Below are 22,531 nucleotides of genomic sequence, written 5' to 3' on the forward strand. Positions count from 1 at the left end.
CTCCTTCCACCGCTACCGCGACTGATGCGGTGCACGGCCGGCGGCTTTCGCCGCCGCCTCGTCAGCATCCAACCGAGCCGCCTCGGCCGGCGTCGGCGCACCGCCACCGAGTCGGCGCGGCACCCAGTACGCCCCGGGCGGATGTCGATACCGTTGCTGCACCTGGTGTAGCAGCCCGGTCATCGCCTCCCGCAGAGCAGCATCGGTCTGCGCGATATTGCCGCGGGCCGGAAACGGCGGTCCCACCTGCACAATGACCGGCACTTTGGTGCGTCCAATGCGCCGGGGATGGCCTTTGGTCCAGATCCGCTGGGCACCCCAAACAATAACGGGAACAATCGGGACGTCTGCCTCCAGCGCCATCCGGGCGGCCCCGGACTTGAACTCTTTGAGCTCGAAGCTGCGGCTGATCGTCGCCTCCGGATAGACGCCGACCAGTTCACCTTCCCGAAGCCGCTGCACCGCCACCGCATAGGCGTCGGCGCCGGCACCCCGGTCCACCGGGATGGTCCGGGTGCGTTTGATCAAGAAATTGACCACCTTCACCCGCTGCATCTCGGCCTTGATCATGTATCTCATCCGGCGGCGCCGACGATTCATGGCCAGCGCGGCCGGCAGCCAGTCGACATAGCTGGTGTGGTTGATCGCGACCACGGCGCCGCCCCGCTCGGGCACGTTTTCCACACCGAGATAGGTGATCCGGGTTCCGGTCGCCAGCACCAGCAACTTGGCCAGGATCTCCAGGGTGCGAAAGGTCGGCTCGGCCATCGGTCACTGCTCCGCGGCCCCGGCCGGATCGATACGCTGAGCACGGCGAGCCGCCTTCGCCGCCGCCTCCTGCGCGTCCATCCGGGCCGCCTCGGCCAGCGATGGTGCACCGCCGCCCAGCCGGTGCGGTACCCAGAACTCACCGGCCGGATGTGGTCCGTACAGCTGCTGCGCCCGTTCCAGCAAATGCTGCATCCGCGAGTGCAGCAACTTGTTCAGTTCGGCGGTGCCCAGTGTCGGTTCGATCGGTTCGCCGACGACGACCGCGATCGGCACCTTCGGACGCAACAGCTTTTTGGGGTGGCCCTTCGTCCAGATCCGTTGCGCGCCCCACACGATGTGGGGAACGATCGGCACACCGGCCTCAACCGCCATCCGGGCGGCACCCGACTTGAATTCCTTGATCTCGAAGCTGCGGCTGATCGTGGCCTCTGGATAGACGCCGACCAGCTCACCATCCTTGAGCATCCGGACCGCCGCCTCGTAGGACGCTGCCCCTTCCTGCCGGTCGACCGGGATGTGCCGCAGCCGACGCATGATCGGGCCGGTGACCTTGTGCTCGAAGACTTCGTGTTTGGCCATGAACCGCACCTTGCGCCCGAGGCCCTGCTGGTAAGCGGGCAAACCTGCGAAGGTGAAGTCCAGGTATCCGGTGTGGTTGATCGCGATGACTGCGCCACCGCTGGCCGGTACATTCTCCACACCTGTGACGGTGATCCGGAGACCCTGGATGCGCCAGGTCAAGCGGGCAAGCTGAATGATAGTCCCGTATACCGGCTCCACAGCTGTCCAGCCTAGTGCTCCGGGCCGCCAAGGCTGAAGCCGGAAAAGAGAGGCAAAGAGAGGCGGCCTTCCCTTCCCATGTCTTTCCCGACGTCACCGCCGGCCGTGCCTGCGGTTGTCCGCAGATTTGCTGCCGGCCGGCGCGTGCGCGCCGTCTGGACCAATGAACTCGGCGGCGTCACCTTCCGGATCGGTCCCGGCACCGAATTCGTCAAGGTAGCCGAAGCGGGCACGGTCGATTTTGCCGACGAAGCGCGGCGGTTGCGCTGGGCGGCGCAGTACACGCCGGTGCCGCCGGTATTGGGTTTCGGCCTCGACGGAGACCGGGCATGGCTGCGCACCGGTGGGCTGCCCGGTGTTTCGGCGGTGCACCCTCGCTGGCTGGCGGCACCTGACGTGGCGGTGCGGGCGATTGCTGTGGGGTTGCGCACACTGCACGGCACGCTGCCGGTCTCGTCGTGTCCGTTCGACTGGTCGGCGGCCGGCCGGTTGGCCCGGCTTTCCCCGGCCTGGCGTGCGAAGCTCGGCGACCCCCCGCCGGTCGATCGGGTGGTGGTCTGCCACGGCGACGCGTGTTCGCCCAACACGCTGATCGATGAGCACGGCCGGTGCTGCGGACATGTCGACGTCGACGCCATGGGCGTGGCCGATCGGTGGGCCGACCTCGCGGTAGCAACACTGTCGCTGGGCTGGAACTACCCCGGGCGGGGCTGGGACACGGTGTTCTTCGAAGCCTACGGAGTCGAGCCGGACCCGCCGCGCCTGGATTACTACCGACGGTTGTGGCAGGCCGAAGATATCGACGCAAGCTAAGCTCGATGCTGCATTTCGCGCCCCCAGGCGCGCAGCAGGTAGATCTCTTCTGAACGGCACGGAAAGGTATTTGTGCAGGTCACCAGCGTCGGCCACGCCGGCTTTCTGATCCAGACCCACGCGGGCAGCATTCTGTGCGACCCATGGCTCAACCCGGCCTACTTCACTTCCTGGTTCCCGTTTCCGGACAACAGCGCACTGGACTGGGACGCCGTGGGCGACTGTGACTATCTGTACGTCTCCCACCTGCACAAGGACCACTTCGACGCGGAGAACCTGCGGGCCCACGTCAACAAGGACGCGGTGGTGCTGCTGCCCGACTTTCCGGTGCCCGATCTGCGAAATGAGCTGGAGAAGTTAGGGTTTCACCGTTTCTTCGACACCACCGACTCGGTCAAGCAGCGGCTCAGCGGGCCCAAGGGCGAGCTGGACATCATGATCATCGCGCTGCGAGCCCCGGCCGACGGTCCGATCGGGGACTCGGCACTGGTGGTTTCCGATGGCGAGACGACGGCGTTCAACATGAACGATGCGCGTCCGATCGATTTGGACGTGCTGGCATCGGAGTTCGGCCCTATCGACGTGCACATGCTGCAGTATTCGGGCGCCATCTGGTACCCGATGGTCTACGACATGCCGGCGCGTGCCAAGGAAGCGTTCGGCACCCAGAAGCGGCAGCGCGGAATGGACCGGGCTCGCCAGTACGTCGCGCAGGTCGGGGCTACCTGGGTGATCCCGTCGGCCGGACCACCGTGCTTCTTGGACCCCGAACTGCGCCACCTCAACGACGACGGCAGCGACCCGGCCAACATCTTTCCCGACCAGATGGTGTTCCTGGACCAGATGCGCACCCATGGCCACGATCGCGGCCTGTTGATGATTCCGGGATCGGTCGCGGATTTCACCGGCGCGGAGCTGAATTCGCTGAGCCATCCACTGCCAGTCGAAGATGTCGAAGCCATCTTCACCACCGGCAAGGCCATGTACATCGCAGACTATGCGGAACGGATGGCGCCGGTCGTCGCGGCCGAACGGGCAGGCTGGGCCTCCGCCAGCGGCGAGCCGCTGCTGGAGCCGCTGCGCGCGCTGTTCGAACCGATCATGATGCAGAGCGACCAGATTTGCGACGGCATCGGCTACCCGGTGGAACTGGTCCTGGGCCCCGAGACCGTCGTCTTGGACTTTCCGAAACGGACGGTGCGCGAACGCATTCCCGACGAAAAGATGCGCTACGGGTTCGCGATCGCGCCGGAGCTGGTACGCACCGTACTGCGCGACCGGGAACCGGACTGGGTCAACACCATCTTCTTGTCGACCCGGTTTCGGGCCTGGCGCGTCGGAGGTTACAACGAATACCTCTACACGTTCTTCAAATGTCTGACCAACGAGCGGATCACCTACGCCGACGGCTGGTTCGCCGAGACCCACGACAACAGCGCATCGATCACCCTGGACGGCTGGGAGATTCAGCGGCGCTGTCCCCATCTGAAAGCCGATCTTTCGAAATTCGGTGTGGTGGAAGGCAACACGTTGACCTGCAACCTGCACGGGTGGCAATGGCGGCTGGACGACGGACGCTGCCTGACCACCCGCGGCCACCAGTTGCGGAGTTCGAAAACATGATGCAGTTCTACGACGACGGCGTGGTCCAGCTGGACCGTGCCGCGCTCACGTTGCGCCGGTACCACTTTCCGTCCGGCACGGCCAAGGTCATTGCGTTAGCCGACATCCGCGGCTACCAGGCCGAGCCGCTGGGCCTGCTCACCCACCGGTTCCGTATCTGGGGCAGCTCGGACCTGCAACGCTGGCTACCGCTGGACGTCAACCGGCCCCTCAGGTCGACGTTGATCACCCTGGACATTCCGGGGGCGCGGTGGAAACCCGCCTTCACGCCAGCGCGTCCGGTCGATTTCGTCGCGCTGTTGGATGGGTTGCTCGCCGAACGCGGTTAACCTCTGGCCGAACGTGAATCCACTGCGAAGTCGACGCCGTTTTCTCGCCGCGAGAACACGCTCGGCGAATCGCTAGCAGCTAGCCATCGGCAACGGCGGCCCGGCCGGCGTTGAATCCCGGGATGAACGTGATTCCGGGCCCGCCGTGGCATCCCGCACTGCCTAGGTACAGCCCGTCGATCGGGATAGGCTGCCCGATATAGCCTTTCGGACCCGGCCGGTTCGGGCCGATCTGGTTCGGGTGCAACAGCCCGTGGCAGTAGTCGCCGCCGGGAGCGCCGAACATCACCCCCATGTGCTTGGGCGTAAAGGTGGTGTGCCTGGTGATGCTGCCGGCGAAATTCGGTGCCAGCCTGGTGATCTTGTCGATGACGCGCTGGCCCATGTCGAGCTTGGATCGGCCATAGTCGGCACCGCCTTCGATGGGGAACCACATGGCGAATGCCGACGCGGAGTGCTTGCCTTGCGGGGCCAGCTGCGGATCGTGCAACGACGGGATCTGCAGTACGACGGTCGGGTCGGCCGGCACGATTCCGCGGCGGCACTCCTCCCATTGCTGCTGCACCTGCTCCGGCGTGCAGAAGATGCCGATCGATGCCTGCATGGTCGGATCGTTGAGCGCCTGGTACGGCGCGGTAAAGCTGGGAGTCTCGTCCAGGGCGAAGTGCATTTGCAGGTAGCTGCCGCGGTGATCGATACGCGCATACCGTTCCCGGATGTCGGCGGGCAGCGCCGCGGGATCGATCAGCCCGTTGACCGTGACGTCCGGCGCGACGGCCGAGACCACGATGGGGGCGCTCAGTATGTCGCCGGCCTCGGTGCGCACGCCGCTCACCCGGCCGCCCTCGACGCGGATCTCGGCCACCTTGGATCGCAACCGGACCTCGCCGCCGTGGCTCTGCAGCAGCCGGCACAGATGCGTGGTCAGCGCCCCGATGCCGCCGCGCAGCTTCTTCATCTGCACGAAGTCACCGTCGGGAATGCCCAGTCCGAAGGCCAGTGCGGCGGCGCTGCCCGGCGTGGCCGGCCCGCGGTAGATGGTGTTGACGGCCAGCACCGTCATCGAGCCGCGCAGCGCGGCGTGCTTCTGGCGGTCCGGCAGGTAGCGGTCCAGCACGTCGGTGACCGACCCGAACAGCATGTCGTCGATGGCTGAACGCTCGAATTCATTGGTGGCGCAGGCATACATCTCGTCGAAGGTCTTCGGCAGCGTGCCGGCCTCGAAGCGTCCCAACGCCCGTGTCGGCGCCTGTGCCCACGCCAGCAGCCCCGCCATTCCGGTGACCGCGTCCGCCCCGTGCACCTCGTTGAGGTGGGCGAACATCTTCATCGGGTCGGTGTACTGGACCAGCGGATCGTCGCCGACACCGCGCAGCGCTACCGACATGACTTCCAGATCTACGGTCGGCAAGGTGTCCAATCCGAGTTCGCTGATGACCACCGCCGACGTCGGGAACTGCACCGAGCCGGCGATCTCGAACCGGTACCCGTCGAACAGCTCGACGGTGGCGGCCATCCCGCCGGCGTAGCGCTTGGCGTCCAGGCACACGGTTCGCAGCCCCGCCCGCTGCAGCAGCACCGCCGCGGTCAGCCCGTTGTGCCCGGCGCCGATGACTATGGCGTCGTAATCAGACATGCTCCTGCCCTCCAGCAAGGCACGCTGGCACGGATTGCAATGTTTTGTCAATTATGACGAAACTTGGCCGAGAACCCACGCCTCGGTGATACCGGCCCGCAGCGATTCCAGCGCCGCATGACACATCCGCGCCAACTCACCGAGCGACCGCTCGTCAGCGAGCATCCACACCTCCATCGCGCCGAACACGGCCGCGGCGATACACCTCGCCGTCACCGCCACCCGCAACCGCTGGTCCGGAGTCGGGTCAGCCACGCAGCTACGGCGTTGCAGCTGCCCGGCGATTGCCTCGGCGAAGTCGGCCTGGACGTCACGAATGTGCCGGACGATGCGCCCGGGGTCCAGTTCCTCACCCCGCAACGCGGCGATTTTCGTGACGGCTTCCACGTCATAGGGAAACGCGAAGACGGCCGCCCGCACGGAATCGATGATCGGCTCGTCGGCCGGCCTGGCGTCCAGGGCCGTGCGAAACCAGTGCAGCCCGGTGTAGTCGGCAAACAACAAATCGTGCTTGGAGTGAAAGTGGCGGTAGAACGTCCGCAGCGATACCCCGGCGTCCGCCGCGATCTGTTCGGCCGAGGTGTCCGCCACGCCCTGGGCCAGAAATCGCACCAGCGCGGCTTGACGCAATGCCTCCCGGGTGCGTTCGCTGCGCGCCGTCTGAGCTGGCCGGACCATGGCAGTAAGGTACCAAGGATCGTTATGACAATATTGACAAAACTATCCGACGCGGTGAGACTGCGGCCATGGTGTCGCTTGTTGTCCACGCGCTACTGGGGCTGGCCGTCGTCGCCTGGATCGTGGCGTCGAACCCCAGGGTCTACGCGAAACCGGCGGGCGGGCCCTGGTTCTCGCCGCTGGAATGTGTGTATTACACCGCCGGCATCGCCTCGATCGCGTTGGGCTGGTACTTCAACATCCACTTCATGCTCGACGCGCACGGTCAAGGCAACCTGGTCTCAGGACCGGGCAGCTACCCGAACTTCCTTCGGCTGCAATTCGCAAACCCGGCGGCGGGCTCCGGCAATCAGGACTACCTCATCGCGAATGTCGTTCTGCTACCGGTGTTTACCATCGTCGACGGCTATCGGCGAGGTCTGAAGCGTCCGTGGCTGTTCTTTGTGGCCAGCTTCTTCACCAGCTTTGCCTTCCCGCTCGCCTGCTACTTCGCCACCATCGAACGCCAGCGCCGGCACAAACAATCGCGCCATACCATCAACGTCTAGAGAGGTTCGAGCACCTCGGCACCGACAAACGGGACCAGTGCCGAAGGTACCCGAACACTGCCGTCGGGCTGCTGATGGTTCTCCAGGATGGCGACCAGCCAGCGGGTGGTGGCCAGCGTGCCGTTGAGCGTCGCCGCGATCTGCGGCTTGCCGTTGGCATCGCGGTAGCGGATTGCCAGGCGGCGCGCCTGAAAGGTGGTGCAGTTCGACGTCGAGGTCAGCTCGCGGTAGGCGCCCTGGGTCGGAACCCACGCCTCGCAGTCGAACTTCCGCGCCGCCGATGAGCCGAGATCGCCCGCGGCCACGTCGATGACCCGATACGGCACCTCGATCAGGGCCAGCATCTCGCGCTGCCAGCCCAGCAGCCGCTGATGTTCGGACTCAGCGTCACCGGGTGTGCAGTAGACGAAGCCCTCGACCTTGTCGAATTGGTGCACCCGGATGATGCCGCGGGTGTCCTTGCCGTAGCTGCCGGCCTCGCGCCGGAAGCACGACGACCACCCCGCGTAACGCAGCGGCCCGGCGGACAGGTCCAGAATCTCGCCGGAATGGTAGCCGGCCAGCGGCACCTCCGAGGTGCCCACCAGGTAGAGGTCGTCGGCCTCCAGCCGGTACACCTCCTCGGCATGGGCGCCCAGGAAGCCGGTGCCGGACATCACCTCCGGGCGCACCAGCACCGGCGGAATCATCGGGATGAAGCCGTTGTCGACGGCCAGCCGCAGCGCCAGCTGCAGCAGCCCCAACTGCAGCAGCGCACCCCGCCCGGTCAGGAAGTAGAACCGCGATCCGGACACCTTCGCGCCGCGCTGCATGTCGATGAGACCGAGCGCCTCGCCCAGTTCCAGGTGGTCTTTCGGGTCGTCCAGCCGAGGGGGCTCGCCGACGACGTCGAGCACCGCGTAGTCGTCCTCCCCGCCGGCGGGGACGCCGTCCAGAATCACGTTGGGGATCGCCAGGTGTGCCGCGGTGAAGGCCGCCTCCGTTTCGGTTTGGTTCGCTTCGGCGGTCTTGACCTGCTCGGCGAGGTCTTTCGCGCGCTGCAGCAGCGCGGGCCGCTCCTCCGGCGACGCGCCGCCCACCCTCTTACTGGCGGCCTTCTGTTCGGCACGCAGCGCATCCGCGGCCGCGATCACGCTGCGCCGCGCGGCGTCGGCCGTCAACAGGGCGTCCACCAGCGACGGGTCTTCGCCGCGACTAAGTTGGGAGCGGCGCACGGCGTCGGGGTCTACCCGGAGCAGCTTCAGGTCGATCACGGGCGCAAGACTACTTTTGACCGCACAGCCCGATGGCGTCAGCTGGCCGAGCATCCGGCTCTGGTATCACATCAGCAACATTGGTAACGCCACCGGGCGGCCCCTGTCACAATGGAACGGATGTTGGACGCGCCGCAGAAGCAACTGCCACCTGACACCCAAGCTGACAGAACCGGCACCGCCGCAGCCACCCCGCCGGGGGCGGGCTTCCGCTGGCCCCGTGCTCTGCAGGCGTCGGCGACCCGGCGGGCGCTGCTGCTCACCGCTTTGGGTGCCCTGTTGATTGCCGGACTGGTCACCGCGATTCCCGCGGTGACCACCGGTCCCGGGCGCCTTGCCGGCGACATCGACAACAATCCGGTGCCCAGCACCGGCGCCAAGAGCAACGCCGCCTTCAACCGAGCCACCGGCGGCGACTGCCTGACCTGGCCCGACGCCATGCCGGAGGCCGCGACCATTGTCAGCTGCTCCGACGACCACCGGTTCGAAGTGGCCGAGTCCATCGACATGCGGACCTTCCCCGGTTCGGAGTACGGACCCAACGCCGCTCCCCCGTCGCCGGCACGCATCCAGCAAATCAGCCAGGAGCAGTGCGAGGCCGCGGTACGCCGCTACCTCGGCACCAAGTTCGATCCGAACAGCAAGTTCACCATCAGCATGCTGTGGTCCGGTGACCGGGCGTGGCGACAAGCCGGCGAGCGCCGCATGTTGTGCGGCCTGCAGTTGCCCGGCCCCAACAATCAGCAGGCCCTGTTCAAAGGCAAGGTTGCCGACCTCGACCAGTCCAAGGTCTGGCCGGCCGGCACCTGCCTGGCCATCGACTCGAACACCAACCAACCGGTCGATGTTCCGGTCGATTGCACGGCCCCGCACGCGATGGAGGTGACCGGCACGGTCAACCTCGCCGAGAAGTTCCCGAACGCACTGCCCGCCGAACCCGAGCAGGACGCGTATATCAAGGACAACTGCACCCGGATGACGGACGCCTACCTGGCGCCCGTCAAGCTGCGGACCACCACGTTGACGCTGATCTACCCGACGCTGTCGCTGTCCAGTTGGTCGGCGGGGAGCCGTGAGGTCGCGTGCAGCATCGGTGCGACCCTGGGCAACGGCGGCTGGGCCACGTTGGTGAACAGCGCCAAGGGACCGCTGCTGATCAACGGCCAGCCCCCGATGCCGCCGCCCGACATCCCCGAGGAGCGGCTCACGCTGCCGCCGATCCCGGTTCAGGTGCCGGCCACGCAACCCGCGGCCCCGGTCCAGGAGATTCCGGTCACGCCGCCGGGCAACCAGCACCTGCCCAATCAACAGCCGGTGGTGACACCGTCTCGCGCACCCGCAGCCCCGGCCACCACCCAGGCGCCCGCTGCCCCGGCCACCCAGGCCCCGCCGGCCGATGGCGGGGCGCCGCCGGCGGCCCCGGCACCGGAGGCCCCCGCACCCGCCGAGCCCGCGCCGGAAGGTTAGCCCGTGGCGGTGCGGATGGACCCGCAGCGGTTCGACGAACTGGTTTCCGACGCACTCGATCTCATCCCGCCCGAACTGGCAGCCGCAATGGACAACGTGGTCATCTTGGTCGCCGACCGCCACCCCGACGACCACGACCTGCTGGGCTTGTACGAGGGGATCGCGCTGACCGAGCGCGACTCCGATTACGCCGGAACACTGCCGGACGCGATCACCATCTACCGCGACGCCCTGCTGGATGTCTGCGAATCCGCCGACGAAGTCGTCGACCAGGTGGCGATCACGGTGATCCACGAGATCGCCCACCACTTCGGCATCGACGATGCCCGGCTGGACGAACTGGGGTGGGGCTGACCGAACCCGGCCGGTGACGGGCGCGGCATCCCGGATTTGTCCGGCCCTGGTGCTAAGAACGCTTCATGAGCACAGTCTGTCGCGACTGCCGGACAGGCGTCTATCACTGCCACGGCACCATCATTCGTCATGCTCTGGGCCCGGCCGAATGCACCGAAACCGACTGCGACGGGCCCGAGATATCGGTGCACACGTTTGTCATCGACTGCGACGCGGTCGGCTGCCGATGCGCTGACGCGCCTAACGGACGGGTCGGATCACCCCATCGGGTCAGTGCTTGACGTCACCGCGTCGATGACTGGCGTGGGTGGGCCTTGCGTGAGGTCGGGGTAGAACGGCGGCTTGAGAGTTCCCCACTGCACGCAACTCCACCGCCCGTCGGTGATCGGAGCCAGCACCACGCATTCGGCATTGCCCAAATGGTTGTCGAGCACGAAGCTGCCGTCGACTCCGGCCAGCACCGCCGACGTCAGCCGGATTGCCGCCCCATGGCTGACGACCACGATGTCACCGTCCCAGGCGGCGTCGTCCAGGTAGCGCATCCGTAGTTCGGTGAGCACCGGCACGTAACGATCCAAGACGTCTTCGCCGGACTCACCACCGGGCAGCGGCACATGCAATTCACCGCGATGCCAACGGTCGTAGATGGCGTTGAATTCGGCGACGGCCTGGTCGTCGTTGCGATTTTCCAGCTCCCCCACCTGGACCTCGTGGATACCGTCGAGCCGCAGCGGCGGCAAGTCCAGCTCGGCAGCGATCACCTCGGCCGTTTCCGACGCACGGACCGCGACCGAGTGCGCAAGCAGGACCGGCCGGGCAGGGCCGCCGAGCGCGAACGCGCGGGCTTGTTCGCGTCCCAGGGGCGTCAACGCCGTGCCCGGTGGCCGAGTGTCCAGCCGGCGCTCGACGTTGCCGTGGGACTGGCCATGCCGCAGCAGCACCAGACGACCGCTCATCGCCCCGGCTCCCGGACCGGGTCCGGCTGGCCCTCCCGGAGCCGAGCCAGCCAGATCGACGCATCGTCGGGTGGCGGCGGCTGCATGCCGACGGCCTGTCCCGTCGGCCAGGAACCCAGGTATCGCACATCAGCACAACGACGGTGCAACGCCTTGAGTGCCTCGGCAACGGCGTCGTCGTCGATGTGGCCGACGCAGTCCACGAAGAACATGTAGGTGCCCAATTCGGTGCGGGTGGGCCGGGATTCGATCCGGGTGAGGTCGATGCCGCGCATGCCGAACTCGGTCAGCGCTTCCACCAGTGCGCCGGGCACGTTGTCGATCCGCAACACCGCCGAGGTGCGATCGGCTCCCGTGCGCGCCGGCGGTCGGGCCGGCCGGCCGATCAACACGAAACGGGTCCGGGCGCTGGATTCGTCGACGACACCGTCGGCCAGCGCCGCCAACGCCCAGTGGGCGGCCGCCAGCGGCGACGTGACAGCCGCGTCGACCCGGCCATCGGCCACCTGGCGGGCCGCGTCGGCATTCGAATACGCCGGGCACATCTCGACGCCGGGCAGATGCGCGCTCAGCCATTGCCGTACCTGTGCCGCCGCCACCGGAAAAGCGGCCAGCGTACGTACCTCAGCGGCACTGCGGCCGGGCCGAACGACGATGCTGAAGGCCACGTCGAGGGTGGTCTCGGCGAACACCTGCAGGGGCGAACCGATGGCCAGGCTGTCCAAAGTGGGCGCCAGCGACCCGTCGATCGAGTTCTCCATGGGCACGCAAGCGAAATCCGCCGTGCCGTTCCGGACGGCATCCAGAGCTGCGGGAGTGCTTTCGACCGGCAGCCGCTGTGGCGTCTCCGCTTGCCGGCTAGGTACCAGCCCGGTGGCCGTTATCTGCAGCAGCGCCGCCTCGGTGAACGTCCCTTCCGGACCGAGGTAGGCGATGCAGACCACGCTGACAACACTAGTGGCGCATCAGGTCCTTGCGACGGACGAGCCGAGTGGCTTAAGTTAGGCTTACCTAATTTCGAGGAGCGCTGCGATGTTTCCGATCACCAGCCCGACGCCCACGACCGCCGAGCGCATTCGCACTATTTGCGCGCGGGCCGGCGCGGGCCTGCTGGCGGTAGAGCCCGACCAACCGATAGCCGCGCCGCTGCACCATTTGATGTCCGACGGTTCCTTCGCCGTGGCGGTTCCCGCTGACCGCGCCGCCGCGGGCGGTTACGGGCCCGGCTGCGGATCTCAGGCCCTACTCGAGCTCACCGACTACGCCCCGCTGCCGGTCCGCGAGCCGGTCCGATCGCTGGTGTGGATCCGCGGCCGCCTGCAGCGGGTCCCGTGGGGAGCGGTTACCTCGGTGCTGGACACGATCGCCACCGAGAACCCGGACCCGGCCCTGCTGCAGGTCGAGACTCCCCGATCCGGCCCCGCCCTCCGGCAGCAGAACCAGTACGCATTGCTGCGGCTGGAGACCGAATCGGTGGTCGTGACCGACACCACCGGAGCCTCGCCGGTCAGTGTCGCGGACCTGCTGGCCGCCCGGCCGGACCCGTTCTGCGAGATCGAATCCACGTTGCTGTGGCACCTGGCGACCGTCCATGGCGACGTCGTCGCCCGGTTGGTCTCCCGGCTGCCGGCCCAATGGCGGCGCGGACCGATCCGTCCCCTGGGCCTCGACCGGTACGGTGTGCAATTTCGGGTCGAAGGCGACCACGGCGACCGTGACATCCGGCTGCCGTTCCACCGGCCGGTGGACGACATGAACGGGCTGGGGCAGGCCATCCGGGTGTTGATGGGGTGCCCCTTCGTCAACGGGTTGCGCGCCCGGCGGCGCCGCGCTTCGTAGCACGTCGTCGCGGCCGACTACATTGCCGGGTCCGGCCACGTACGTTGTCCAGGTGAACGGCGATCGATCACCGGAGCCCGGGAGACCCCGAAGACCGGTGCATCACCGGCCGGCGCAACCGGAGCCGTCACAGGTCATCCGTCGCGAAAACCCGCCACCGCGGCCACCGGGCAGACCCCGGCCCGAACCCGAACCCGCACCGGCGACGACTGACCCCCCGCCATCCCCGACAGTCCGGCCAGTCCGGCTCAGACGGCAGCGCGGTCCCGCCGCGTCGACACCGCCCCCGCGGCCGGTAGCGCCGAAAGCGCGCCACAACCGGGTCAGGCGGCGGCGCTGGGGCAGGATCGTGACACTCAGTGTGCTGGTCGTTCTGTTACTGGCCGGGGCGGGCATCCTCGGCGGTGCGCTGTGGCTGGACACGTCGCTGCGCCGCGAGCCGGTGTTCAGCGACTACACCGACCGCCCCGGAGGCGGCCGCGGCACGAACTGGCTGCTTGTCGGTTCCGACACCCGCCAGGACCTCACCGCCGAGCAACAGCAGAACCTCGCCACCGGCGGCGACGTCGGCACCGGACGCACCGACACCATCCTGCTGGTGCACGTGCCGGGGTTCGGGTCGAGCACCCCGACGACGTTGGTGTCGATACCGCGCGACTCCTCGGTGCCGATACCCGGTCACGGTCGCGACAAGATCAACGCCGCGTTCGTGACCGGTGGTGCGCCCTTACTGGTGCAGACCGTCGAGCAGGCCACCGGCTTGCGCGTCGACCATTACGCCGAGGTTGGATTCGGCGGCTTCGCCGAGCTGGTCGACGCGCTGGGCGGGGTCAGCGTCTGCCTGAGCGAGCCGATCAGCGATCCATTGGCCGGTGTCGACCTGCCGGCCGGCTGTCAACAACTGGACGGCCGACGGGCGTTGGGTTACGTCCGGTCTCGCGCGACACCGCGGGCCGATCTGGACCGCATGCTCAACCAACGCCAGTTCATGGCAGCGCTGCTGCACCGCGCGGCCAGCCCCGCGGTATGGCTCAACCCATGGCGTTGGTACGCGGTGCCACACGCAGCCGCCGGGGCGCTGACCGTCGACCGGGACACCCATGTCTTCGACCTGGCCCGCCTGGGATGGGCGCTGCACGGACACACCACCGCGCTGACGGTTCCGATCGGCGAGTTCACCGACAGCGACGTCGGCTCGGTGGTGGTATGGAATCACGACGCGGCCCGGGAATTGTTCGATGCGCTCGCTTCGGACGCTCCGGTGCCGGCTTCCGCGATCGACGGGCAACCATAGTGACTTCACCGGGTGTCGAGAGATGTCACGCATCGTTTGTGCTAGGGCCACCCGCAATAACGCCTACCGGAGTTATTTTAGTTAGGCAAACCTGGCCTGATAAAGAGCGTTATTGACGGTCTCCACAGCACTTAGGAAAAGCTTTCCTCACTAAGTGATGCCTTCGTTGCGGACCAGGTTCTACCTGCGTTAATCTGACCTAATGACTGACTACGACGGCCACAAGACCAAATTCCATGCGTTAATGCAGGAGCAAATCTTCAACGAATTCACCACCGCGCAGCAATATATTGCGATCGCGGTCTATTTCGACAGCGAGGACTTGCCGCAATTGGCGAAGCATTTCTATGGCCAGGCGGTCGAAGAGCGCAATCACGCGATGATGCTGGTGCAACATCTGCTCGAGCGCGGCCTTCGCGTCGAAATCCCGGGCGTCGACACCGTCCGAAACCAGTTCGACAAACCGCGCGACGCGCTGGCGCTGGCACTCGACCAGGAGCGTGCCGTCACCGACCAGGTCAGTCGGCTGGCCGCGGTGGCCCGCGACGAGGGCGACTTCCTCGGCGAGCAGTTCATGCAGTGGTTCCTGCAGGAACAGGTTGAAGAGATGTCGCTGATGTCCACCCTGCTGCGGATTGCCGATCGGGCCGGATCCAACCTGTTCGAGCTCGAGAACTTCGTCGCCCGCGAGGTGGGCCGGGCGCCCTCCGCCTCAGGCGCCCCCCGTGCCGCCGGCGGTAGCCTCTAGCCGCCGGCCCTCTAGCCGCCGGCCCGGCCGGCGCGCCCCTGCTGTAGCCAGGCCTTCGTGCGGGCGGGGTGGTGAGTAGCCATCCACGCCACCCCGACCTCACGGCAGAATTCGACGTCGTCGTATTCATCGACGTTCCAGCAGTAAACCGCCCGTCCCTGGGCGGCCGCACGGTCGACGAGTTGCGGGTAGTCCTTCAACGCCGGCAGCGACGGTCCCACCGCAGTCGCCCCGACGGCGGTGGCCGCGCTGCTGGCGAGGTACCGTCCGGTCTTGCCGAGCAGCACCGTCGGCAACAGCGGCGCGGCCCGCCGGATCCGCCAGACCGCCGCGGCCGAGAACGACATCACGACGGCGCGCGACCGGTCGGCGGAGGCGGGTGCGGCGATGCCGAAGCGGTGCAGAAGTGCCAGCACTTTGTTTTCGACCAGCGAACCGTATCGGACGGGGTGTTTGGTCTCGATGAAGATCTTCACCGGCCGGTTCCAGTCCAGCACCAGCGCGACTAACGCGTCCAGGGTCAGCAGGCTGGTGTCGCCGTGAGTGCCGTCCGGACACCAGCTTTCGTGCCAGGCGCCGTATTCCAGCTCGCGTAGCTCGGCCAACGTCATCGTGCTGACCAGCCCGACTCCAGTCGAGGTCCGGTCCAAGCGCCGGTCGTGCACACAGACGAGGTGGCCGTCACGGGTTAGCCGCACGTCACATTCCACGCCGTCGGCGCCCTCCTTGAGCGCCAAGTCGTACGCGGCCAGCGTGTGTTCCGGTCGAGCAGCGGACGCGCCGCGGTGGGCAACCACAAACGGGTGCCCGGCGATCACCTCGTCGGCCCAGGTCATGCCCATTATGCTGCCGGTTCTTGCCCTTGCAGCTCAACTGCACCGGCAGCTGCCGGGGTTGGTTGCCGGGGCGGGCCATCCGGGCGGACCACGAGCCACCGGTGCGCCGGCCGTTCGACCGGTCTGCGCTCGAACCCTTCGAAGACCCGCCCGGCAGCGGCCACGGCGGCTGCGGCCAACGCGTAGCCAACGACCGCCATAACCGTGTTGTTGGCGATGCCCTGGGCGTCGCTGGAAAAGCTGGTAGCGATGGCGAAGATCGACACCGCGTTGCTGACCACCCAGACGATCCACCACACCACGATGGGACGGCGCAGCCGCTGGTAGTGGTCTTCGACCACCGCCAGTTCGATGACGTACACCGGCGCCCAGAACACGTTGGCCAACGGCAGCAGACAGCCGGCCCACAACTGCCGCGACGAGCGGTGCTCGGGCAGGCCCTGATGCCCGAAGGCGGCGGCCCGACGACCGATCAGCCAGCGAATCAGCACGACGAAACAGCCGATCATCGCAACGAGCGCGGCCACGCTGGCCAGCACCCCCAGCCACAGCGCGGCGCCGGCCACCAGGGAGTTCAGCAATAGGCTGCGGTTCACGATGAGCAGCACGTATCGCACCGCATAGACCAGCGCGGCGATGCCGAGCACCACGATCGTGGCGAACAGCACGGACCGCACCGTCGGTGCGGCCGGCCCGGACCTTTCCGGTATCGCCGCGGGCGAAGGCGCGGTCGAAGGGAGTCGGTCCGCCAGACCCCATCGCGGCATCACGGCATAGCGCGGCGTGGGCCCGCGGAATCGTCGCCAGGTCCGCGGTGGCGGCGGGGCGCCCGGGCGTACCGCGATCCATCGAAACCCGGGTGGGAGCCGCGCCGGAGTGCGCTGCATGAGGTGGGGCGCCGGCTGAGGGCCCACCGGCGAACGCCACCGCGGGTCGCCCGCCGACGGGTCGGCCAGCGGCGCCATCAGGGTCCCCCGGCAACGTGGACACCACACCCGCTGACGATCGCGGACGTTCCACCGAGTGCCGCACTGGGAGCACACCTGGATCACCGGACCAGCCTAATAGCCTGTCGACGCCACGGCACAGCACGGCGTCAAACCGGATCGGGGAAGCCACCTTGCGTGCGCGGGACAGAGCGGGACCGCGGCGGCCCGGGCCCCGACGAGGCAGTCTGCGCGACCCCTGGACGGACCTGGACAGAACCTGGACAGGACCTGGACAGCTACTAAGGCCCACCCGCGACCTATCCACAGTTTCCACAGCTTTATCCACAGCCGGCGGTCCGTCTCGATGCCACCTCTATCGGCCCGGTTCGCGTCGAACTGTGGATAACATGGCGCTCCCGGGACGCGCCGATCGACAGCCCGGCGGCGTCGCGAGCGAAGTGCGGGGCTCAGTCGGGCGAAGCGCCGCCGTCCTCTGGTCACGCGACCTGCCGGCGCTGCGGTGGCGCACCGTCAGAGGTTCGTCCGGCCCGACTCACCCACGGGGCCGGCGGGCAGCGGTTTCGACCGCCCGCAGGAGCGGTCTTGCCATCACATGGCCATTACACCGCGGCACTGCCGGGGTTGTTCGTCGCCGAATTTTTCAACCTGTGCACCAGGCGTTATGATCTCCGACGCGATGTTCATTGTGACTCACCTCACTGAGGCGGGATGACCCTGCAGGTGGAAGGCGTTTGATGGCGACACACTCCTACGGTCCGGGGTCGACGCCACCGTCGAATTCGCGCTCGGGCTCGCCCGCCTGGAACCACGCGTATGTCATCGCCGCCCTTCGTGCCGGACTGATCGCGCTTGCGCTGCTCGCGGTGCTGGTCCTCCTGGTTGTGTATTAAGTCCCCGCCGCCCGGGTATCCCAGGGAACTGTTCAAGCCGTTCCCGATGATGGGGGCTGTTCTTGCGGCGCGCGCGGTCATGCAGCAGGGTTGACTACGTCAGCCCGCCGCGTGGCGGAACCCACGCGAATGACGTGTCAGACGATTGAAGGAGGGAATGCCGTGGCTGAATACGCTTTGCCCGATCTGGATTGGGACTACGGGGCGCTGGAACCACACATCTCGGGTCAGATCAATGAACTTCACCACAGTAAGCACCACGCCACCTACGTCAAGGGCGCCAACGATGCGGTCGCCAAACTCGAAGAGGCGCGCGCCAAGGAAGACCACTCAGCGATCTTGCTGAACGAGAAGAATTTGGCTTTCAACCTCGCCGGCCATGTCAACCACACGATCTGGTGGAAGAACCTTTCTCCCAACGGAGGCGACAAGCCGACCGGCGAACTCGCCGCGGCCATCGACGAGGCGTTCGGATCCTTCGACAAGTTTCGTGCCCAATTCCACGCCGCCGCCACCACGGTGCAGGGGTCGGGCTGGGCGGCGCTGGGCTGGGACACTCTCGGCAACAAGCTGCTGATATTCCAGGTCTACGACCACCAGACGAACTTTCCGCTCGGAATCATTCCGTTACTGCTGCTCGACATGTGGGAACACGCCTTCTACCTCCAGTACAAGAATGTCAAGGTCGACTTCGCCAAAGCATTCTGGAATGTCGTGAACTGGGCCGACGTGCAGACGCGCTACGAGGCCGCCACCTCGAAAACGCAGGGCCTGATCTTCGGCTGACTCCAACATTTTCAGGGCCTGGGCGCCGCGCACTATTGCGCGGCGCCCAGATCTTTGGCCGGTTCGATATCGCGACATCTCGATGACACCGCGAACGTGGCAAGGCGTTAGCCGTGTCGGGTTGCGCAGCGCCAAATCCCCGCGCATGCTTGATTATTGAAACTAGACGGTTGTTCGAGCTACCAGCGTGGTTATTTCGGATGGAGGCATCGGAGGGCGGGATGAATGCTGGGTCAGATAGACCAATAGGGGTTGCTCCCTTTCATTCTCGTGGTGCCCTGAAAGGGTTTGTCATCTCTGGACGCTGGCCTGATTCGACCAAGGAATGGGCGCAGCTGCTGATGGTCGCCGTCCGGGTCGCGTCGTGGCCCGGACTGCTTTCCACGACAACCGTATTCGGTGCCCGCGAAGAATTACCCGACGAACCCGCACCCGGAACCGTCGGCCTAGTGCTGGCCGAGGGCACGGTGTTCGGCGAATCCGCCATCCGACCCGGATATTTCGCCGATCATCAGCCGCCGGCATTGCTGATGTTGCATCCGCCCTCGGAAACGACGCCGTCGCTGCCGGAATGCACCGGCGCAGCGTCGGGCTGTGTCCTGCTGCCCGGGTTGCCGCACCTGGGTCTGGAGCACCGGGCCGCCTGGGTGGAGGCCGAAGCGGACGGCACCATCACGTCAATGGTGAGTCGCGTCGGTGTCGATCCGATCAGCCATCCCGACACGGCGATCCTGGCGATGCTGCTTGCCGCATAAGCCAATTCGAAACCATAGTTTCGGGCCGCGAATCCGAGAATGCGGCTGGCCGAACTCCTTCGTCGCCCTAGCGCGCCCGGAAACCGGCCGCTAACCTGGGGTTCGTTAGCGAAGGGGAGTAGCCCCGAATCGTCGGGTCGACATACTGGTGAAAGCCCGGCCGGCGAACCGTCGAGCAGACGGTGGGCGAGACCTTCGACCGATGTTCGATGACCGCGCGTCATCGACCACGTGTCGAAAGGTCGTCCCAAATGCTCGCAGCCACACTCCTGAGTCTCGGGGTGGTTTTCGTCGCCGAACTCGGCGACAGATCCCAACTCGTGACCATGACCTATGCGCTGCGGTTCCGCTGGTGGGTGGTGATGGCCGGCGTAGCGATCGCGTCTTTCACGGTGCACGGGGTCTCGGTGGCGATCGGCCACTTCCTGGGCGCCACACTCCCTGCGCGGCCGATGGCTTTCGCGGGCGCGATCGCGTTCCTGCTTTTCGCGGTGTGGGCCTGGCGAGAAGGCGCGGCCGGTGACGACAAGCCCGCGACTCCGCCCCGCCCACGGTTCGCGCTGCTCACCGTGGTGTCATCGTTCGTGCTGGCCGAGCTCAGCGACAAGACGACGCTGGCGACGGTGACTCTGGCCAGCGATCACGACTGGGTCGGTGTGTGGATCGGCTCCACGCTGGGCATGATCTTGGCCGACGGCCTGGCAATCGGTGCGGGACTACTGCTGCACCAGCGGCTGCCCGAGCAGCTGCTGCATGTGCTGGCCAGCCTGTTGTTCCTGCTGTTCGGCTTGTGGATGCTGTTCGACGGCGCACTCGGGTGGCGCTCGGTCGCCATCGGCGTGACGGCGGCGGTGGCGATCGTCGCGGCGGCCGGGGTTACGGCGCAAACTCTTCGGCGCCGCCGCAATGCCTCCGCGGTGACCACGAGGTCCGCCCAGCCCGGTTGAGCCTCTGCTGAACGGCACCTACCGGACCCCGTACGGTTCGGCGATGCCGACGACCGCTTGCGGGCAGCGCCGGTGGACCGGCGGCGACGCCGCCGGTCTGCGCCCCGCCCCGCAGTGGAGCTCGACAGCAAAGGAGCGGCCGAGCACTGCGCCGTTAGACGTTGGGTTGCCCGACATTGAATGCATTCACCTGTCGAGGTGCGCGTACACCGGTGCCGGACGCCCTGCCCGACGGCTCGCCGAGCGCCCCCACGCGATGTATTCTGCGGATAGCCTGTGAAATCCGTTCATTCTGTGGACACCTCACCGAATCGGTTGGACGCTCGTCAAGGGCATCCTGATCGCGCCTCCAGCACGCTGGCACCCAATCCGCTCAGGTTTGCACTTGGTTGTGGACATAACTGTCGCTACCATGATCAGCAAATAAAGATAGGTAACCGTTCGATCTTGCAGCCCGGTGGAGGTCATATCGATGAGCACGACGTTCGCTGCCCGCCTGAACCGTCTGTTCGACACGGTGTATCCACCCGGACGCGGGCCGCACACCTCCGCGGAGGTGATCGCCGCGCTCAAGGCGGAGGGCATCACGATGTCGGCTCCCTACCTGTCCCAGCTACGCTCGGGCAACCGCACCAACCCGTCGTCGGCGACCATGGCCGCCCTTGCCAACTTCTTCCGCATCAGGGCGGCCTATTTCACCGACGACGACTACTACGCGAAAATCGACAAGGAATTGCAGTGGCTAGCCGCGATGCGGGACGACGGCGTGCGCCGCATCGCGGAGCGCTCCCATGGGTTGTCGGCGCAGGCGCAGCAAGAAATCGTCGACCGGATCGACGAACTGCGCCGCGCGGAACGGCTCGACGCGTAACAGCCGGCAGCCACCGACCTGACGGGTTGCCCACGCACAACGCGGATTAGGGTTGGCCCAACGATCGCGCACGCACCGCGATAGTCCACGAGAACCGGGAGGCGGCCGGGAATGGGCCTGTTCCGCAAGCGAAAGAGCCGGGCGATTCGTCGCGCCGAAGCCCGTGCGATCAAGGCCCGCGCCAAGCTCGAGGCCAAGCTGTCGGCGAAGAACGCGGCGCGTCGCCTCAAGTACGAGCGCAAAGCGGCGGACAAGGCCCTCAAGGCGCAGCTCAAGGCGCAGCGGGACAGCGATCGTGCGGCACTGAAGGTCGCCGAGACCCAGCTCAAAGCCGAGCGCGAGGGTAAGTTGCTGTCGCCCACCCGAATCCGCCGGGCGCTGACGGTGTCGCGGCTGTTGGCCCCGATATTGGCGCCGGTGATATACCGCGCGGCCATTGCCGCGCGCGGGCTGATCGATCAGCGTCGTGCCGACCAACTCGGGGTTCCACTGGCTCAGGTTGGACAATTCTCCGGGCACGGCGCCCGGCTGTCGGCCAGGATCGCCGGGTCGGAGCAGTCGCTGCGGATGGTCCAGGAGAAGAAGCCGAAGGACGCGGAGACCAAACAATTCGTCGCGGCCATCAGCGAACGGCTCGCCGAGCTGGCAGCGGCCATCACAGCCGCGGAGAACATGCCTGCGCAGCGGCGCCGGGCCGCCCACACCGCGATCTCCTCACAGCTCGACGGCATCGAGGCCGACCTGATGGCCCGGCTGGGGCTGGCCTGAGATGGGCCGGCGATCATGAAGCAGCTGCTCGGTGTCGCGTGGTCAGCCCTGCTGCTGGTCGCCCTGACGATCGCCGCGCCCCTGACGGTGGATGGCGCCTGCGGTGACCCCGTCCGGGCGTCCGCTGGTTCGACCCGGGTAAACCTGACCGGCATCCAGCATCCGGGCACCGGGTGGCCTACCGCCGAGCCGGAGATGACCGGCCCCGCCGTGACCGGGCGGCCACACCTGCGCGACAGCTACCCGGTGACGGTAGCCCGGGCGAGTACCGACGCCGACATTCCTACCTGGCCTTTCGCGGTCGGTGCGATAGCCGCGGTGGCCGCCGGAGCACTGTGGGCGCTGCGGCGCCGCCCCTAGCCCGCCCGCGCGCCCAGGTAGCCGAGATGGCGGCATACCGGGTCCTGGCATGATGGGACCCGAGTGCTTCGCAACCCAGTGAGCGACCCCAGGCAAACAGAGAAGCTGCAAAGGAGCGGCCGCATGGCAGACCCGCAGGATCGACCCGACGGCGAACCCGACGGCACACCGAGACCACCGGCCAAGAAGCAACCCGCCAAGAAGGCCGCGAAAGCCCCCGCCAAAAAAGCGCCCGCCAAGAAAACGCCGGCGCCTTTTTCGCCGGCGTTTTCTTGGCGG

Annotated in this window: 24 protein-coding genes and 3 pseudogenes; 18 read left to right on the plus strand and 9 right to left on the minus strand. The window is 66.9% G+C overall.

The features are described from left to right. Positions 1-12: 12 nt before the first annotated feature. Together EET03_RS26805 and EET03_RS26810 are read right to left on the minus strand one after the other, a co-directional pair. Positions 13-768, minus strand: coding sequence for a lysophospholipid acyltransferase family protein (locus tag EET03_RS26805; protein WP_075544638.1), 756 nt, complete (start codon positions 766-768; stop codon positions 13-15). 3 nt (positions 769-771) lie between these two features. Continuing rightward, positions 772-1,551: a lysophospholipid acyltransferase family protein gene (locus tag EET03_RS26810; RefSeq protein WP_075544639.1), complete on the minus strand. Its 780-nt coding sequence runs from the start codon at positions 1,549-1,551 to the stop codon at positions 772-774. 78 nt (positions 1,552-1,629) lie between these two features. Between EET03_RS26810 and EET03_RS26815 the strand changes: the two genes are divergently transcribed. The 3 genes from EET03_RS26815 (at position 1,630) to EET03_RS26825 (ending at position 4,316) form a co-directional block, all read left to right on the plus strand. Continuing rightward, a complete protein-coding gene (locus EET03_RS26815) occupies positions 1,630-2,364 on the plus strand; it encodes a phosphotransferase (RefSeq protein ID WP_063473033.1) in 735 nt (244 codons plus the stop codon). A gap of 72 nt (positions 2,365-2,436) precedes the next feature. Continuing rightward, positions 2,437-3,987 carry an MBL fold metallo-hydrolase gene (locus EET03_RS26820; protein ID WP_075544641.1) on the plus strand — a complete coding sequence of 517 codons (1,551 nt, stop codon included), beginning with the start codon at positions 2,437-2,439 and terminating at the stop codon, positions 3,985-3,987. After that, positions 3,984-4,316, plus strand: a complete 333-nt coding sequence (locus EET03_RS26825) for a hypothetical protein (RefSeq protein ID WP_063473031.1) — start codon at positions 3,984-3,986, stop codon at positions 4,314-4,316. Before EET03_RS26820 ends, EET03_RS26825 begins: the two co-directional genes overlap by 4 nt. Before the next feature lie 79 nt (positions 4,317-4,395). On the opposite strand, the gene EET03_RS26830 is transcribed toward EET03_RS26825, so the two are convergent. Together EET03_RS26830 and EET03_RS32070 are read right to left on the minus strand one after the other, a co-directional pair. Continuing rightward, complete coding sequence (locus EET03_RS26830) at positions 4,396-5,952, minus strand: phytoene desaturase family protein (RefSeq protein ID WP_075544655.1); 1,557 nt, start codon at positions 5,950-5,952, stop codon at positions 4,396-4,398. Between the two features lie 51 nt (positions 5,953-6,003). After that, the gene (locus tag EET03_RS32070; RefSeq protein WP_063473030.1) at positions 6,004-6,630 is read right to left on the minus strand and encodes a TetR/AcrR family transcriptional regulator; all 627 of its coding nucleotides are present in this window, start codon (positions 6,628-6,630) and stop codon (positions 6,004-6,006) included. A 68-nt stretch (positions 6,631-6,698) separates the two neighbouring features. On the opposite strand from EET03_RS32070, the gene EET03_RS26840 reads away from it, so the two are divergent. Further along, entirely contained in the window at positions 6,699-7,178 is a 480-nt protein-coding gene (locus EET03_RS26840) for a DUF2834 domain-containing protein (protein ID WP_063473029.1), read from the plus strand. Here EET03_RS26840 and serS read toward each other — a convergent pair. After that, a complete protein-coding gene (serS, locus tag EET03_RS26845) occupies positions 7,175-8,431 on the minus strand; it encodes a serine--tRNA ligase (RefSeq protein ID WP_063473028.1) in 1,257 nt (418 codons plus the stop codon). The genes EET03_RS26840 and serS overlap by 4 nt on opposite strands. Before the next feature lie 111 nt (positions 8,432-8,542). Between serS and EET03_RS26850 the strand changes: the two genes are divergently transcribed. From EET03_RS26850 to EET03_RS32075, 3 genes and pseudogenes are all read left to right on the plus strand, one after another. Beyond that, positions 8,543-9,898, plus strand: coding sequence for a septum formation family protein (locus EET03_RS26850; RefSeq protein ID WP_063473027.1), 1,356 nt, complete (start codon positions 8,543-8,545; stop codon positions 9,896-9,898). 3 nt (positions 9,899-9,901) lie between these two features. After that, a pseudogene (locus EET03_RS26855) lies at positions 9,902-10,321 on the plus strand (metallopeptidase family protein). Next, positions 10,318-10,533 carry a hypothetical protein gene (locus EET03_RS32075; protein ID WP_081255140.1) on the plus strand — a complete coding sequence of 72 codons (216 nt, stop codon included), beginning with the start codon at positions 10,318-10,320 and terminating at the stop codon, positions 10,531-10,533. The pseudogene EET03_RS26855 and the gene EET03_RS32075 overlap by 4 nt, the downstream one beginning before the upstream one ends. Here EET03_RS32075 and EET03_RS26865 read toward each other — a convergent pair. Both EET03_RS26865 and pheA read right to left on the minus strand, forming a co-directional pair. After that, positions 10,510-11,208: a histidine phosphatase family protein gene (locus tag EET03_RS26865; RefSeq protein WP_075544643.1), complete on the minus strand. Its 699-nt coding sequence runs from the start codon at positions 11,206-11,208 to the stop codon at positions 10,510-10,512. The two genes, EET03_RS32075 and EET03_RS26865, sit on opposite strands and share 24 nt — an antisense overlap. Further along, a complete protein-coding gene (gene pheA / locus EET03_RS26870) occupies positions 11,205-12,152 on the minus strand; it encodes a prephenate dehydratase (protein ID WP_075544644.1) in 948 nt (315 codons plus the stop codon). The genes EET03_RS26865 and pheA overlap by 4 nt, the downstream gene beginning before the upstream one ends. Before the next feature lie 88 nt (positions 12,153-12,240). Here pheA and EET03_RS26875 point away from each other — a divergent pair, with 88 nt between their 5' ends. The 3 genes from EET03_RS26875 to EET03_RS26885 all read left to right on the plus strand — a co-directional run bounded on the left by EET03_RS26875 (position 12,241) and on the right by EET03_RS26885 (position 15,089). Then, positions 12,241-13,047 (plus strand): DUF2470 domain-containing protein, encoded by an 807-nt coding sequence (locus EET03_RS26875; protein ID WP_063473023.1) that lies wholly within the window; start codon positions 12,241-12,243, stop codon positions 13,045-13,047. 52 nt (positions 13,048-13,099) lie between these two features. Continuing rightward, a complete protein-coding gene (locus EET03_RS26880) occupies positions 13,100-14,341 on the plus strand; it encodes an LCP family protein (protein ID WP_099193845.1) in 1,242 nt (413 codons plus the stop codon). 202 nt (positions 14,342-14,543) lie between these two features. Next, positions 14,544-15,089, plus strand: coding sequence for a ferritin (locus EET03_RS26885; protein ID WP_023368892.1), 546 nt, complete (start codon positions 14,544-14,546; stop codon positions 15,087-15,089). Between the two features lie 11 nt (positions 15,090-15,100). Here EET03_RS26885 and EET03_RS26890 read toward each other — a convergent pair whose 3' ends face one another. Together EET03_RS26890 and EET03_RS26895 are read right to left on the minus strand one after the other, a co-directional pair. Continuing rightward, complete coding sequence (locus EET03_RS26890) at positions 15,101-15,925, minus strand: glycerophosphodiester phosphodiesterase (protein WP_063473087.1); 825 nt, start codon at positions 15,923-15,925, stop codon at positions 15,101-15,103. Positions 15,926-15,930: 5 nt separating this feature from the next. Beyond that, the gene (locus tag EET03_RS26895) at positions 15,931-16,977 is read right to left on the minus strand and encodes a DUF4328 domain-containing protein (protein ID WP_082274867.1); all 1,047 of its coding nucleotides are present in this window, start codon (positions 16,975-16,977) and stop codon (positions 15,931-15,933) included. A 632-nt stretch (positions 16,978-17,609) separates the two neighbouring features. Between EET03_RS26895 and EET03_RS30510 the strand changes: the two genes are divergently transcribed. The 8 genes and pseudogenes from EET03_RS30510 to EET03_RS26935 form a co-directional block, all read left to right on the plus strand. Further along, the gene (locus tag EET03_RS30510; RefSeq protein ID WP_167470708.1) at positions 17,610-17,765 is read left to right on the plus strand and encodes a hypothetical protein; all 156 of its coding nucleotides are present in this window, start codon (positions 17,610-17,612) and stop codon (positions 17,763-17,765) included. 162 nt (positions 17,766-17,927) lie between these two features. Continuing rightward, positions 17,928-18,551: a superoxide dismutase gene (locus EET03_RS26900; protein WP_075544646.1), complete on the plus strand. Its 624-nt coding sequence runs from the start codon at positions 17,928-17,930 to the stop codon at positions 18,549-18,551. A 221-nt stretch (positions 18,552-18,772) separates the two neighbouring features. After that, positions 18,773-19,306 (plus strand): hypothetical protein, encoded by a 534-nt coding sequence (locus EET03_RS26905; protein ID WP_023368897.1) that lies wholly within the window; start codon positions 18,773-18,775, stop codon positions 19,304-19,306. Between the two features lie 251 nt (positions 19,307-19,557). After that, positions 19,558-20,223 (plus strand): annotated as a pseudogene (locus tag EET03_RS26915) (TMEM165/GDT1 family protein); the annotation flags it as partial. A 502-nt stretch (positions 20,224-20,725) separates the two neighbouring features. Further along, entirely contained in the window at positions 20,726-21,124 is a 399-nt protein-coding gene (locus EET03_RS26920; RefSeq protein WP_036395231.1) for a hypothetical protein, read from the plus strand. A 111-nt stretch (positions 21,125-21,235) separates the two neighbouring features. Continuing rightward, positions 21,236-21,892, plus strand: a complete 657-nt coding sequence (locus EET03_RS26925; RefSeq protein WP_075544648.1) for a DUF6474 family protein — start codon at positions 21,236-21,238, stop codon at positions 21,890-21,892. A gap of 15 nt (positions 21,893-21,907) precedes the next feature. Further along, the gene (locus tag EET03_RS32830) at positions 21,908-22,252 is read left to right on the plus strand and encodes a hypothetical protein (RefSeq protein ID WP_075544649.1); all 345 of its coding nucleotides are present in this window, start codon (positions 21,908-21,910) and stop codon (positions 22,250-22,252) included. 123 nt (positions 22,253-22,375) lie between these two features. After that, positions 22,376-22,531, plus strand: a pseudogene (locus EET03_RS26935) (Rv3852 family protein); the annotation flags it as partial.

Origin of the sequence: Mycobacterium innocens, assembly GCF_900566055.1 — a bacterium.
Classification (GTDB): Bacteria; Actinomycetota; Actinomycetes; order Mycobacteriales; family Mycobacteriaceae; genus Mycobacterium; species Mycobacterium innocens.